This window comes from Rothia mucilaginosa (assembly GCF_001061665.1).
Classification (GTDB): Bacteria; Actinomycetota; Actinomycetes; order Actinomycetales; family Micrococcaceae; genus Rothia; species Rothia mucilaginosa_A.
Genome location: NZ_JVSP01000016.1, coordinates 165,977 through 179,701 on the forward strand (window position 1 = coordinate 165,977; position 13,725 = coordinate 179,701).

The window sequence follows — 13,725 nt, forward strand, 5'->3', positions numbered from 1 at the left end:
GCGGCTTTGTTATGCATCTGAGATGCTATTCGCCGCGGCTAGACAGGTTACTCGTTCAGGCCCAGAAGCTCCAGCGAGTGCTCGTACTTGATGTGCAGGCAGGAGCGGGTCGGCTCGTCCAGCTTTGCCAGACGGTGCGGGTCCAGGTTGTCCATGATGTCGGCGCGCTTCACCAGGCGGGCCAAATCGTTGGCGCGCACGCGTCCCAGGTACGAAACGCGCGACTCACCGGGGCGGCGGGTCAGCGCCTCGACGGCGTCCACAATCTGAGGGGAGAAGTAGCGAGCCAGGTAGGGCAGCGACACTCCGGTATCTTCCACCGTGTCATGCAGCAGGGCGACAATCTGTACCTCAGCCTTCAGCTCCTCCAGGGAAGTGTCGGGAGAGGTCGAGGATGCCATCTCAGAAACGAGCTTGCGTGCCCCCAGGGCAACACGACGAGGGTGAGAGATGTAAGGCCAGCCGTTGCGGTCCGTCTGCCCCTCATGCGCCTTATCAGCGATGCTGTCTGCCAGGCGAATCATCTCTTTATAGTAGCTATTCGTCACGAGAACCTCCGTTGGTTACGACTCGATCAATTGACGCTACCGGCTATACAAACCGAGGTATAGATAGCTGGTACCCCTACTGTACGGCACCCTGTCAAATACCACCAGAGAAACGCCATAAGAGCGCGTAAATACGTAAATATGACGGGCTAGCCGGGAGGATCGGGAAGCTTATCGCCCGCACCTGACGTTGGGTATCATTCCAGGGAAGATGCGCTCGAGGGCGGGAGGCGCTGTGTGCGAAATTTGCGAGCGCTCGGGAACGAACGCGGGCACGGGGTCGGACGGCCCAACCGGGCGCCGGCTCAGTCCCGCTCGGTAGGCCCCCGCGATGGGGGAGCACGACCCGCCCTTTCGTCTCAGCAGCTGACCAAAAAATTCCAAACTTTTTTCGGAAGATTTGTTCGCCGAAACCGCCCAATACAACGAACGTTTAGACCCGTTTGGACCTCACCGATAGCAGCTCATCAAACGAAAAAAACGCGCGATTCGGAGGGGTGCTCCGGGGCACTAAAAACCCCCTTTTTTCCCCGGAAATAAGCGCTAAACTTGGGGTAACCAAACATCGGAGAACACCATGGCAGAGCTCTACGAGCGCTTCGTCGCCCTGTATCCCTACCCCCACGAGCGAATCCGCCACGGCGCCCCACGAGCCGAACTCAACCGGCGATACCTCGAACACCTCTACGAGGGCAAGAATAAGGGAATAACCCCCATCGTGGTTGCCCTTGACTCCACCCTGCTCGGGACCATTGAGAACAACGTATCCATACGCACCTCAACACCCGTCGGGGAGATTACTGCCGACACGATTCAGCAGTACGCGGTTGGGCTCCTCGTGGCCCAGCACGAACACCTGCGACAGGTTGGCGTGGAGCGGGCCGCGCACGAGGCTTTCCGGAGCCTCAACGAGACCACCTACCTGAACGTCTACCGGCACCTCATGGAACACGGTGAGCTCAGCGAGGAAGACCTCAACGCACCGCTGGACGCGGAATACCCCTTCGAGCTGACCGCCGGGGTCCTCAATGAGAAGGTCAAGGCCACCGATATCGAGCGGGCCTCCGAACTTCTCATCGTGGACATGCCGGTTCAGGTTGCTTCCGACGTCTTCGCGTACTTCCCCTTCGGCGGCTGGGACGTCAGCCCCGCCCCCGAAACCATGCTGGCCATCGCCCGCTACTGGCTGGAACGCGACGACGCCTACCCGGCGGTCATCGCGGCCGAATTCATCGAGTTCTACACGCCGGTTCCCGTGACCACCCGCCGCGACACCGAGATTCTGGCGGTCGAGCACACGATGGTCTCCTCGGCAATGCCGGTGCGCGTCTACCGCGGCTTCGACAAGCTCGTGGAGGCGCTCTACGGCCAGCACGACTGGTACCTGTGGTGGGAGCAGCTCCCGGCGGCAGTGGTCGTCGAGACGCCCTAAAGGCGGCTGAACTCAACCCGCGGTAAAAGCGTAAGGGCGGGGTGACTCTTCACCCCGCCCTTACTCTCTGCGCGGGTTTACCGTGCGTCACCGCCCCAATCCGCCTATTTCAGCTCGTCCACACGACGCGCCCGCAAAGCCCGAGCGGTCGCCGTCGCGTAATCCACCGCCTGCACCACCCAGGGAATCAGCAGGCGCCAATACATGCGGCGCGGAAGGTTACGCGCCACCGCCGCCCGCTGCAGGGCACCCCAGCGGTCCACGAGCGCCGGGATGGAACGAATCATGAGGGCAATCAGCAACCCCAGACGCTCGGGCGAAAGACCCATAAAACGCAGGGGCGAGCACAGCCGCACAAAACCGTCAATCAGAACCGGCAGGGGAGTACTCACCAGCAGAGTACGGGAAGCGTAGAAGGCCGTCAGCATGGTCGCGATGGCATCCGCACCGGAAGCGTATTGGCCCGTCAGCACGTAGTAGGCGGCCATAATCAGCAGCAATAGCGCCAGCGTTCGGACCACCAGCCACAGCTGGGAGGCGGACACTCCAGCCCACAGCGCGCACAGCGTGGCCGCAGCCAAAGCCACCAGCGCCACCTGCCAGCCGGTCACCGCCAGCACAATGAACAACCCAAAGAAAAGCGTTCCCTTGAACCACAGCGGCGCCCGATGCACCGGCGTGTTCAGCGGCTGGTAGAAACCCACCAGCAGGGTGCCGGGGTTGAAGCCAGACCCCCGGGAGGCGGGGCGAGGATTCACACGGGGGTTCGCGCGCGGCGTGTTAGCGCTCATGCGCGCCTCCCGCTGAATCCGTACCTTCGGCTGCCCCCTCATTCGGGAACCCCTCGGCACACCACAGCCGGTACCGCTGCACCATCTGCGCCGCATCCCCCCGGGCGAGCAGGCACCCGTCGTGAATGATTACGGCTTCATCGCAGGACGCCGCCAAATCCAGATCGTGCGTGCTGAGCACCAGCATCTGGTCCAGGGACTCCAAGTGCTTCAGTAACCGCGCCCGGTTCCGCAGATCCAGCAGGGTAGTCGGCTCATCCAGCAGAAGGATCTGCGGGCCAGCCGCAAGAACGCTGGTGAGGGCCACCAGCTGCTTTTCGCCTCCCGAGAGGGTGAAGACGCTCTGGTTCTCCAGCCGCTCGAGGCCGCGCTCGCGCAGGAGCTCACGAACCCGCTCGCGGCGCTGCTCGCCGTTGAGCGCGGTTCTCTCAACGGCCGCGGCGCGGCGCAGGCTCAGGTCAATATCTTCTGCGACGGTGGGCATGATGAGCTGCGCCTCCGGCTGAGCGAAGAGCATCCCCACGCCCTCGAAAGCGCCCTGCGAGCCGATACCGTTGGAGCCGCGGCTCGGCGCCTGCAAGGTGTCCACGCCGTTGACGCGCACAATGCCCTCGTCCGGGTGGGTGAGCCCGTTAAAAAGCCCCAGCAGGGTCGATTTGCCGCTACCGTTGAGGCCCAGCACCGCGGTGCGCTTCGCGGTGAAGCGCAGGCTCACGCTCTTGAGGATACGGCGATGCCCGCCTTCGGGCAGTTCGGTGAAAACACTCACCGACTCGAGCTCGAGGGCGGGCATGCTAGTGGAGGCGCTATCCGCCTGCTCGCCCTGCACGGTCTGCGGTGTACTCTGGCGCGGGGAGCGGCGGAAAAACATAGCTTCCTCTCGGGTGGTTTGGAGGCATCTCTAACGCTGGGTGGAAGTCAGGGACGGGAAGGCGCGGCGCACCGACAAACCGACCAGAACCGCGATGACGGACTTCACCAGATCCCAGGGGACGAATACCATTGCCGCGTTGAACGCGGCGATAAAACTCATGTGGGCGTTCACCATCATACCGGCGATGCCGCAGGCGGTCAGAACCACAAAACCGCAGAAGTTTGCCAGCAGGGCCATGAGGAAAGTAGCACCGACCGAGCGGGTGTTACGGGTGAACAGGTATGCGAGGGTGCCGGCAATGGCGGCGAAGGGCAGGAAGCCCAGCAGGTAGCCGGCACTCGGGGATGCGAGCGAACCCAGGCCTGCGCCGCCCTTCGCGAAGATGGGCAGGCCGGCGAAGCCAACCAGCAGGTACAGCGCCACGGCGGCGGTGGCGCGCTTGCCGCCGAGTACCTGGGCGGTGATGTAAATACCGAGGGTCTGGAAGGTGAAGGGAACGGCAATGCCGCCGAGGGTCATTGCGGGCATGATGGCCAGGGCGGCGATGAGGGCCGCGAAGACGGCGATGAGGGAAAGGTCGGTGGCGACCGAGCTGCGGGCGGCGTCGTTGCGGCGCGGCGCGGATTCGCGCGTGGGTTCGGACATCGGCGTGTGCTCCTTTGGATGCGGATTTGGTGGTCGGCTCGGGGGGGGAAGAGAGAGAGCCGGAGGGATCGGTTCGCACGGCGTCGCTGCGCGGCGTGAAACGTCCCAGCAGAACATTACCATTGAACAGTGTTCGATAGGTATCCTACACCCGTCACCACAGAAATAAAAGTAAACCCACATGCACGCACGGCATCCCTGCACTAAAATTGATGGGGTGCTCGCCCGACGGTTCTCCTCTTGGGAATCGGCCCGGAGCACCAACACCACGCAGACCGTCCCACCCGAAAGACACCCATGATTGCCGTACAGAACCTTGAACTGCGCGCCGGCGCGCGCCTGCTGATGGAAGACGTCACCTTCCGCATCGACAAGGGCGACAAGATCGGCCTGGTGGGCCGCAACGGCGCCGGCAAGACCACCATGACCAAGGTACTGGCCGGACTCACTCTGCCCGCGGACGGCACCGTCACCCGCAGCGGCGAGATTGGCTACCTGCCGCAGGACCCCAAGGTGGACGACATGAGCCAGCTGGCCCGTGACCGCATCCTCTCGGCTCGCGGCCTGGACGGCGTGGCCCGCAAGATGCGTCAGGCCCAGGAAGACATGGCCAGCGAGGACGAGGCGGTGCGCGCCAAGGGCCTGCGCCGCTACGACCGTCTCGAGGCAGAGTTTATTGCCGGCGGTGGGTACGCCGCCGAGTCCGAGGCCGCGGTCATCACCTCCAACCTGGACCTGCCCGAGCGCGTGCTCTCCCAGCCGCTATCGACCCTTTCGGGCGGTCAGCGTCGCCGCGTGGAGCTGGCGCGCATCCTCTTCTCGAACGCGGACACCATGCTGCTGGACGAACCGACCAACCACCTGGATGCCGACTCGATCATGTGGCTGCGGGACTTCCTCAAGAACTTCTCGGGTGGCCTGCTGGTCATCAGCCACGACGTGGACCTCATGGAGCTCGTCGTCAACCGCGTCTTTTACCTGGACGCCAACCGCTGCGTGATTGACCAGTACAACATGGGCTGGAAGAACTACCTGGCCCAGCGCGAGCAGGACGAACACCGCCGCAAGCGCGAGCGCGCCAACGCCCAGAAGAAGGCGAGCGCCCTCATGGAGCAGGCGAATAAGATGCGAGCCAAGGCCACGAAGGCCGCTGCCGCCCAGCAGATGATTAAGCGTGCCGAGAAGCTTCTGCGTGGCCTGGAGGAGGAGCGTCAGGTGGACAAGGTGGCGGCAATCCGTTTCCCGGATCCGGCCCCCTGCGGCAAGACCCCGCTTTCGGCGGAGGGTTTGTCGAAGTCTTACGGCTCGCTCGAGATTTTCACGGGCGTTGACCTGGCCATCGACCGCGGCTCCCGTGTGGTGGTGCTGGGCCTGAACGGTGCGGGTAAGACCACGCTGCTGCGCATGCTTGCCGGCACGACGAAGCCCGATACCGGCGAGGTCATCTACGGTCACGGCGCGAAGCTGGGATACTTTGCCCAGGAGCACGAGATTCTGGATGGCGACCGGACCGTATTCGAGAACATGAAGTCCGCGGCGCCCGACCTGGATGACACCCGAGTGCGCACGATTCTGGGTTCCTTCCTCTTCTCGGGGGATGACGTGGATAAGCCGGCCGGCGTTCTCTCCGGTGGCGAGAAGACCCGTCTTGCCCTGGCGACGCTCGTGGCCTCGAGCGCGAACGTGCTGCTGCTGGATGAGCCGACCAACAACCTCGACCCGGCCTCCCGCGAGGAGATTTTGCATGCGCTGAAGGCGTACCAGGGGGCAATCGTCATGGTTTCGCACGATGAGGGTGCGGTGGAGGCGCTCAACCCCGAGCGCGTGCTGCTTCTGCCGGATGCGGTGGAGGACCTCTGGTCGAAGGAGTACCAGGACCTCATCTCGCTGGCCTAAAACGTAATTCGCCAGCATAAAGGTAAGGAGGCTCCGGCGCCGTATGGTGCCGGGGCCTCTTTCGTGTCTCTTCTGGAGTTACCTTCTCGAATATCACGAAAAAATGTGACCTGACCCGTGGGTTTGCATTGTTTTCTGGTCGTATATGCCTATATTGCTCATTAGTGCATTGGGTTTGTGGGTGGAACCTTATGAATCACAGGTACTATTTGACGAAAAAACAATGTTGCCTTGTGGGTTTTTAGATTTCAAAGAAACGTTTTCACCCGAGATATTCGAGCGTACGTGTGGGGTTTTTGAATTTTTCGTGTGTGCCTACTGACATTGTGGGATTTTTGGTAGAAACACAACATCCTTCGGGTATAGACTGGAGTTGTTCCCGCTGATGCGAGGACGCACAAGCGAATCTAAAGCTCGTCACCATCGACGAGCTGACGCGGGGGAGAGGAAACTCCCGCCCGCTCATGAATGGAGAACACCAATGCACAACACTGAATTCGAGAAGTACCCCACCTCCGGTGAAGAGAACGTTGAGGTTGACGTCTTCTGGCCCATCCAGGACGCTTAGTCTCTTAGCCCGACAGGTTCGGGATGATTATTGCGAGGCACCCCGCCGCTTCCTAGTGAAGTGACGGGGTGCCTTCGTGTTTTGGGGTGGTTATATATTCTGCCGCCGAGCTGCTGCGGGGTCGCTTTGTCCTCGGGATGTTGGCTCGTGAAAATCTATCCGTGAGGATGCGGTGCTACTTTACGGCGTGGACGCCCAGTCCAAACGTTTGAAGCGGGTACTCCACGAATCCCATCATGGCGGCGGCGTACCATCCAATGTAGATGCTCAACGCGAGGGTCAGGGCCTTTTCGCGTACGCTGCCGGCGTCCCCCAGGATGGGCAGTGCCATGTAGCCGCTCTTCTTCCACAGGGGCGAGGCCACTAGCGGTTTAATGACGATGGGGTAGAGGGGGAGCAGGCCCCGGGTGGTGAGCAGATCGCCGATGAGGTGAATCGTGGCGCCCACCGAGAAGGCCCAGGGGAGGAGCGTGAGCGAATCCGTCGTGTAGGCGGCATAGCCCAGCGCGATGGCGCCAATCCATCCACCCGGGGCTCCCAGAACCCGCAGGGCCAGGCCTCCCGAGAAAGCGGCCAGGAGGAGCGAGGCCCACGGGATGCCGTTGTAGCTAATGCTTGCACTGAAGTACGCGATGGCCCAGAAGGCCATCAGGCCCAGAATGGAGTGGGTGCCCTTGCGGTGACCGCCGCTCACGGCCCCCACGATGCGTGCCACCCACCGCGAAACGGGCGGGATGGAATTTGCGATACTGCCGTTGTGATGGTCAATGTCCGGCAGCATGCCGGCCCCGGCGCACGCCAGGGTCGTGACAACGAGCGTGGGAGTGTCCGGAACCTGCACAACTCCCGTCTCGACCAGGGCCAACCAGCCGGCGGCGGCGCTGACGGTGTGCGAGTATCCCATCATGGGGGTTGCCTCCTGGAGTGCTGGTGGGCGCTGGGGGTGCGTGGAGAGTACCTCAATCTAAAGCTATTAGAACAAATATAGCATAAATCGAAAGTAGTTTCGATTGAGGGCTGGTCCCTTCGCCGAGCCCTTTCCGCCGGCTACTCGGAGGAGTCCGCCATGGAGCCATCGAAGGGTAGCGTCTGCTTCCAGAACTCGCGCTCGCGCAGGTAGTTCTCCAACCAACCCACGTGCTCCGAGCAGGCCAGCCAAATCTTTCGACGCTCGGGGGTGTGCACCTTGGGGTTGTTCCACAGCAGCTGGAACTCCGCCGCCTGCCGGCACCCCTTACGCGAGCACTTCGCGTACTCGGGCTGCGCATCCTGCGAGAGCGAACCCAGAAGATCCATGATTCCCAATCCTTTCACGAACGGTACGGGCGCCTCCGCCGCGGAGGCACCATGAGTTAGTCTACGCGCGGGCGCAGCGTGTATAAAGGGCGTTCTCGAGGCGCGATAGGGTAGTGACGGGGGAGCGAGCGCGGTGTAGCCTGCGGCACCTCGAGCGTAAAACGCGGTAAAATAGGCTTCGACTGTCCATCCGTCCACACCCCGGCCGCGGAGCCGCTGCATCGGCGCCGACCGCGAGGGGTCGACTCACCAAGGAAGCTCATGAGCGAAAACACTCCCAAGACCGTCCTGGTCACCGGCGGTAACCGAGGCATCGGCTACGAAATCGCCAAGGAATTCCAGGCATCGGGCCACAACGTCTGCATCACCTACCGCAGCGGCGAGGCTCCCGAAGAATTTTTCGCCGTCAAGGCGGATGTGCGCGACGCCGACAGCATTAACGAAGCTTTCAAGGCCATCGAGGCGGAATACGGCCCCGTTGAGGTGCTGGTTGCCAACGCCGGCATTACCCGCGACATGCTCCTGATGCGCATGAAGGAAGCCGACTTCACCGACGTGATTGACACGAACCTCACCGGCTCGTTCCGCGTGGTGCAGCGCGCCATCAAGGGTATGCTCAAGCTCAAGCGCGGCCGCATCATCCTCATCTCCTCCGTGGTGGGCCTATACGGTTCGCCCGGCCAGGTCAACTACTCCGCCTCCAAGGCGGCACTGGTCGGCATGGCCCGCTCCATCACCCGCGAGCTGGGCGGCCGCAACATCACCGCGAACGTGGTGGCACCGGGCTTCATCAACACCGCCATGACCGATGTTCTGCCCGAGGAAACCAAGAAGAACTACCTCGCCTCCATCCCGGCCGGCCGCTTCGCAGAGGCCGAAGAGGTTGCACGCGTGGTCCGCTGGCTCGCCTCCGACGAGGCAAACTACATCTCCGGCGCCGTCATCCCCGTGGACGGCGGCCTGGGCATGGGCCACTAAAACCCGCAAAGACTGCATCCCGGCGGGTGCGGCGGTACGACTACCGCCCGCCCGTCGCGCGGTCCGCCGCATTCGCCGCCTGCGTGCGCGGGCCGCGCCACAAGACATCGACGTTGCACGCAACGTTAGACACCATCGTTGAACAACACAAAGGACGTACACCGAATGGCACAGCTGACCGGCAAGACCATCATCATCACCGGCTCCTCCCGAGGCGTCGGCGCAGACACCGCACAGATTCTCGCCGCCGAAGGCGCCAACATCGTCGTGAACTACCGTTCCAAGGCACCGCGCGCCAACAAGATCGTCAAGGCCATCGAAGAGGCCGGCGGCAAGGCCGTCGCCGTGCAGGCTGACGTGACCAAGGCCGAGGATCTGCAGACCCTCGTCAACACCGCCGTCGAGACCTTTGGCTCCCTGGACTACCTGATTCTGAACGCCTCGGGCGGCATGGAGACCGGCATGGGCGAGGACTACGCAATGCGCCTGAACCGCGACGCCCAGCTGAACCTGGCACGCCTGGCCGCAGAGAAGATGCCCGAAGGCGGACGCATCGTCTTCGTGACCAGCCATCAGGCGCACTTCATCCGCGAGGTCGAGACCATGGACGAGTACCAGCCCGTCGCTGAGTCCAAGCGCGCCGGCGAAGACGCCCTGATTGCCGAGATTCCTGCCCTCTCCGAGAAGGGTATCTCCCTGGTCGTGGTCTCCGCCGACATGATTGAAGGTACCGTCACCGCAACCCTGCTCAACCGCCTGCACCCGGGCGCCATCGAGCAGCGCCGCGAGACCGCGGGCAAGCTCTACACCGTCAACGAGTTCGCCCACGAAATCGCGAAGATGGTTACCGCAGACGTCGAGACCGGCCACGTTGAGCTGGTCGGCGGCGCACGCGGCTTCATCGACTAAAGACTCCCGCCGCGGCGGCACCCAACGCAGGGTGCCGCCGCGCACCTCCTCACCCGCGCCACCCGTCACCGGATGGTGCGGGGGAGCGAGGCATCACCCACCCGCCAATTCACTGGAAGAAGAACCATGAGCACCGTACTCAACCTGCAGAACGTTTCCGTCGTCCGCGGCGGCCGCAAAATCCTCAACGACGTTTCCTGGACCGTGAACGAAGGTGAACGCTGGGTCGTGCTGGGTCCCAACGGCGCCGGTAAATCCACCCTGCTCTCCGTCGCGGCGGCCCGCCTGCACCCCACCAGCGGCGAGGTTGAGATTCTTGACGAGACCCTCGGCGCGGTCGACGTTTTCGAGCTGCGCCCGCGCATCGGCCTGTCCTCCGGCGCCTCCGCAACCCAGATTCCCGCCACCGAGAAGGTCTCCGACGTAGTCGTCACCGCCGCATACGCCGTTTCCGGCCGCTGGAACGAAGAATACGACGTCATGGACGACGAGCGCGCCACCGAGCTGCTGGCCGAGTGGGGCGTCGACACCCTTGCCGACCGCACCTTCGGCTCCCTCTCCGACGGCGAGCGCAAGCGCGCCCTCATCGCCCGCGCCCTCATGACCGACCCCGAACTGCTGCTGCTGGACGAGCCCGGCTCGGGCATGGACATCTCCGGCCGCGAGGACCTCGTGGAGCGACTGACCGCCCTGGCCGCAGACCCCTACGCACCGGCCACCGTGCTCATTACCCACCACCTCGAGGAGATTCCCTCCGGCTTCACCCACGCCCTGATGATTCGCGACGGCGGCGTGGTTGCGGCCGGTCCGATTCTCTCCACCATCACCGAGGCCAACCTCGCCGCAACCTATGACATGGACCTGGCCCTGACCGTGACCTCGTCGGGTCGCTTCTCGGCCTTCAAGCGCGCATGAGTCGAGGCCCCAAGCAGCTGACCGCCGAGCAGATTGCCGAGCGCGCCGAACGCGTCTACGCAATCGAGTCGGTCACGCCCCTGGATCAGGCCCCCGAGCAGCAGCTGCGGTACTACACGCAGCTGACCGATGTGAAGCTGCGTAGCGCCCTGGAACCGCAGTGGGGGATTTACATTGCCGAATCCTCCAAGGTGATTCGTCGGGCGCTCGCGGCCGGTCATCAGCCTGTCTCCTTCCTCATGAGTGAGAAATGGGCTGATGACCTGGCGGACGTCCTGCGGGAACACCCGGGCACCCCCGCCTACGTGGGTAGTGAGGAGCAGCTGGAGCAGGTGACCGGCTTTCACCTGCACCGCGGCGCACTCGCGGCAATGGCCCGCCCGGCGCCTCAGCCCCTGCAGGAGCTACTGAACGGGGCGCGTCGCGTAGCCATTCTAGAAGACATCGTGGACCATACGAACGTGGGCGCGATTTTCCGTTCGGCGGCGGCCCTGGATGTGGACGCCGTGCTGGTCACCCCGCGATGCGCCGACCCGCTGTATCGCAGGTCGATTCGCGTGTCGATGGGTACCGTATTCCAGGTTCCGTGGGCCCGGCTGCAGTCCTGGCCGACCGACCTGCAGACCCTGCACGAGCTGGGTTTCAGGAGCGCCGCCATGGCCCTGGAGGAGGACTCCCTGGGCCTGGATGAGCTGGCCGCCCGCGGCGATGAAAAGCTTGCGCTCATCCTGGGCACCGAGGGGCACGGTCTTTCGCCGCGCACCCTGGCGGCCTGCAACGATACCGTGATGATTCCCATGTCCCACGGCGTAGATTCGCTGAATGTGGCCGCGGCGAGCGCCGTCGCCTTCTGGGAGACGCGCCCGCGCTAGGGGCCGGTCGAACGCGGCGGGAAATCGCTACGTGATTGGCCGCGGCGCTGGGATTTAAACCCTAAAGGTGGTACCCTTAACGGGTTGTGCTCGCCCATGCGGGTGCAATGGTGATGCGCTCTCAAGTTTTCTCGACAGCCGCACATCGAAAAACCTACTCCATCTATATAAGGGCTACTGGCAAAATCCAGTAGCAGAAGAAGGTAAATCAATGAAGGCAGATATCCACCCGGAATACAAGCCGGTTCTGTTCCGCGACCTCGCATCCGGCAAGGTCTTCCTGACCCGTTCCACCCGCACCTCCGACAAGGTTGAGAAGTGGGAAGACGGCAACGAGTACCCGATCATCGAGGTTGAAATCTCGTCTGAGTCGCACCCGTTCTACACCGGTAAGCAGCGCATCATGGACTCCGCAGGTCGCGTCGAGCGCTTCAACGCACGCTTTGCAAACTTCGGCAAGAAGGCTTAATTCTTCCCGAAAGATTGCGCCGTATAGCGTTATAAAGGCCCCGCTTCCCTTGGCTTTCAAGGGGGGCGGGGTTTTTTCGCTAGAACGTGAGGAACGCTGTACTGCCACGGGCGGGATAGGGTGCCCGCTACACAGCTGACAGCGCTACAATGGGAAAGTATTTTGCGAGGCGTGCACACACCGCCCTTCACTAGCACCGATGATGCTCCGGCTGTCGCGTCACCGGGAATTACGGCGAAATGGGCGTTGCCTTCTCGCCTATCACCACTTCAAACAAAGGATAATAATGAGCGACGAACACTCTGAACCGTCGCAGAAGAAGAAATGGATTAAGCGTACCCTGCTGATTCTGCTGATTCTTCTGCTGGTTATCGCCCTCGGCGTTGGCTTCTTCCTATGGCGTGCCGGCCATACCTGGGATAGCCAGACCGAGAAATTTGATTCCATCACCAAGGTGGATGAAGACCAAGCCAAGATTAAAGAGAAGCTTGGCGAGGCAAAGCCACTGAACGTTTCCGAGCTGCAGGCACCGAAGGTCACCAACCAGAATGGCTCTTCCTCTGGAGAGGGTGCCGAGGCCGCGCTGGCCGCTAACGCGAGCGAGCATGATAAGAACGGCGACGGTATTCTCGATGACGGCTACAGCTACGACGTCGTGAAGGGACCGGGCCAGAACATCCTGCTGCTCGGTAGTGATACTCGTTCCGGTTCTGAGGCTGCTCTGGTGAGTGGTTCTCGTGCGGACACCATCATGCTGATGCACATCCCGGCTGACGGCAAGGGTGTGTACATCATCTCGATTATGCGTGATACCTGGGTGAACATCCCCGGCTACGGTCCCGCAAAGATTAACGCGGCGCTGAACTACGGCGGTATCTCTCTGCAGGTGGCAACCGTTGAGAACCTGGTGGGTGTCAAGATCGACCACGTGGCTGAGATTGAATTTGAGGGCTTCAAGTCCCTGGTTAACGCTGTTGGCGGCGTGGACGTTCAGGTTCCCTTCGCGTTCACCAGTAACGTCTGGACTTTTACCCCCGGTGTGATGCACATGAACGGTAGCGCGGCGCTGACCTTCGTGCGTGAACGTTACTCTTTCGCTGATGGTGACTATCAGCGTGTTCGTAACCAGCGTGCATTCCTGCGTGGTCTGTACAGCACGATGAAGGCTAAGGGCGCGCTGAGCAATGTTGCTTCTTTCCAGTCTGCTGTTGAGTCTCTTGCTGGTTACATGCGTGTGGACTCCGGTCTGAACGCAATGCAGATTGCTCAGCTTGCGGCTCCGGTGCTGACCAGCGGTGACACCTCGATGCACATGACGACCCTGCCGAACGCCGGCCCGGGTTGGTCGTACGATGGCCAGTCCATCGTTCTGGTTAACCAGGCGGCAAATGCTCAGCTGGCAAACGCGCTGCAGCACGATACGATGGATCAGTTCATGGCTACCTACGGCCAGGACTAACCTCTCCTTACCCGGTGCGGGTTTAGGAACGAGGGCGGCCCCCTCACCGAAAGGTGAAGGGGCCGCCCTCTGC

General features: G+C 62.5%; 14 protein-coding genes. 8 read left to right on the forward strand and 6 right to left on the reverse strand.

What is annotated here, in order from left to right; genetic code table 11:
* Positions 1-47: 47 nt before the first annotated feature.
* Positions 48-548, reverse strand: coding sequence for an HD domain-containing protein (locus ADJ95_RS08260; protein WP_049334154.1), 501 nt, complete (start codon positions 546-548; stop codon positions 48-50).
* Positions 549-1,125: 577 nt separating this feature from the next.
* Here ADJ95_RS08260 and ADJ95_RS08265 point away from each other — a divergent pair.
* A complete protein-coding gene (locus ADJ95_RS08265) occupies positions 1,126-1,980 on the forward strand; it encodes a DUF4253 domain-containing protein (RefSeq protein ID WP_049334155.1) in 855 nt (284 codons plus the stop codon).
* A 104-nt stretch (positions 1,981-2,084) separates the two neighbouring features.
* Here ADJ95_RS08265 and ADJ95_RS08270 read toward each other — a convergent pair whose 3' ends face one another.
* Genes ADJ95_RS08270 through ADJ95_RS08280 form a run of 3 tightly spaced genes read right to left on the reverse strand, consistent with a single transcriptional unit; the run spans position 2,085 to position 4,290 of the window.
* Positions 2,085-2,771, reverse strand: coding sequence for a CbiQ family ECF transporter T component (locus ADJ95_RS08270; RefSeq protein ID WP_049334156.1), 687 nt, complete (start codon positions 2,769-2,771; stop codon positions 2,085-2,087).
* Positions 2,761-3,642, reverse strand: coding sequence for an energy-coupling factor ABC transporter ATP-binding protein (locus ADJ95_RS08275; RefSeq protein ID WP_049334157.1), 882 nt, complete (start codon positions 3,640-3,642; stop codon positions 2,761-2,763). Before ADJ95_RS08275 ends, ADJ95_RS08270 begins: the two co-directional genes overlap by 11 nt.
* 30 nt (positions 3,643-3,672) lie before the next feature.
* Positions 3,673-4,290, reverse strand: coding sequence for a biotin transporter BioY (locus ADJ95_RS08280; RefSeq protein WP_049334158.1), 618 nt, complete (start codon positions 4,288-4,290; stop codon positions 3,673-3,675).
* Positions 4,291-4,587: 297 nt separating this feature from the next.
* On the opposite strand from ADJ95_RS08280, the gene abc-f reads away from it, so the two are divergent.
* Positions 4,588-6,186: a ribosomal protection-like ABC-F family protein gene (gene abc-f, locus ADJ95_RS08285; protein ID WP_049334159.1), complete on the forward strand. Its 1,599-nt coding sequence runs from the start codon at positions 4,588-4,590 to the stop codon at positions 6,184-6,186.
* Between the two features lie 743 nt (positions 6,187-6,929).
* Here abc-f and ADJ95_RS08290 read toward each other — a convergent pair.
* Positions 6,930-7,661: a metal-dependent hydrolase gene (locus ADJ95_RS08290; protein ID WP_049334160.1), complete on the reverse strand. Its 732-nt coding sequence runs from the start codon at positions 7,659-7,661 to the stop codon at positions 6,930-6,932.
* A 140-nt stretch (positions 7,662-7,801) separates the two neighbouring features.
* Positions 7,802-8,050 carry a hypothetical protein gene (locus tag ADJ95_RS08295; protein ID WP_049334161.1) on the reverse strand — a complete coding sequence of 83 codons (249 nt, stop codon included), beginning with the start codon at positions 8,048-8,050 and terminating at the stop codon, positions 7,802-7,804.
* A gap of 261 nt (positions 8,051-8,311) precedes the next feature.
* On the opposite strand from ADJ95_RS08295, the gene ADJ95_RS08300 reads away from it, so the two are divergent.
* From ADJ95_RS08300 to ADJ95_RS08325, 6 genes are all read left to right on the forward strand, one after another.
* The gene (locus ADJ95_RS08300; RefSeq protein WP_049334162.1) at positions 8,312-9,028 is read left to right on the forward strand and encodes a beta-ketoacyl-ACP reductase; all 717 of its coding nucleotides are present in this window, start codon (positions 8,312-8,314) and stop codon (positions 9,026-9,028) included.
* Between the two features lie 165 nt (positions 9,029-9,193).
* Entirely contained in the window at positions 9,194-9,937 is a 744-nt protein-coding gene (locus ADJ95_RS08305; protein ID WP_049334163.1) for an SDR family oxidoreductase, read from the forward strand.
* Between the two features lie 126 nt (positions 9,938-10,063).
* Positions 10,064-10,852, forward strand: coding sequence for an ABC transporter ATP-binding protein (locus ADJ95_RS08310; RefSeq protein ID WP_049334164.1), 789 nt, complete (start codon positions 10,064-10,066; stop codon positions 10,850-10,852).
* Positions 10,849-11,724, forward strand: a complete 876-nt coding sequence (locus ADJ95_RS08315; RefSeq protein ID WP_049334165.1) for a TrmH family RNA methyltransferase — start codon at positions 10,849-10,851, stop codon at positions 11,722-11,724. Before ADJ95_RS08310 ends, ADJ95_RS08315 begins: the two co-directional genes overlap by 4 nt.
* A gap of 211 nt (positions 11,725-11,935) precedes the next feature.
* Complete coding sequence (locus tag ADJ95_RS08320; RefSeq protein ID WP_049334166.1) at positions 11,936-12,193, forward strand: type B 50S ribosomal protein L31; 258 nt, start codon at positions 11,936-11,938, stop codon at positions 12,191-12,193.
* A 286-nt stretch (positions 12,194-12,479) separates the two neighbouring features.
* Positions 12,480-13,652: an LCP family protein gene (locus ADJ95_RS08325; protein ID WP_049334167.1), complete on the forward strand. Its 1,173-nt coding sequence runs from the start codon at positions 12,480-12,482 to the stop codon at positions 13,650-13,652.
* Positions 13,653-13,725 lie beyond the last annotated feature (73 nt).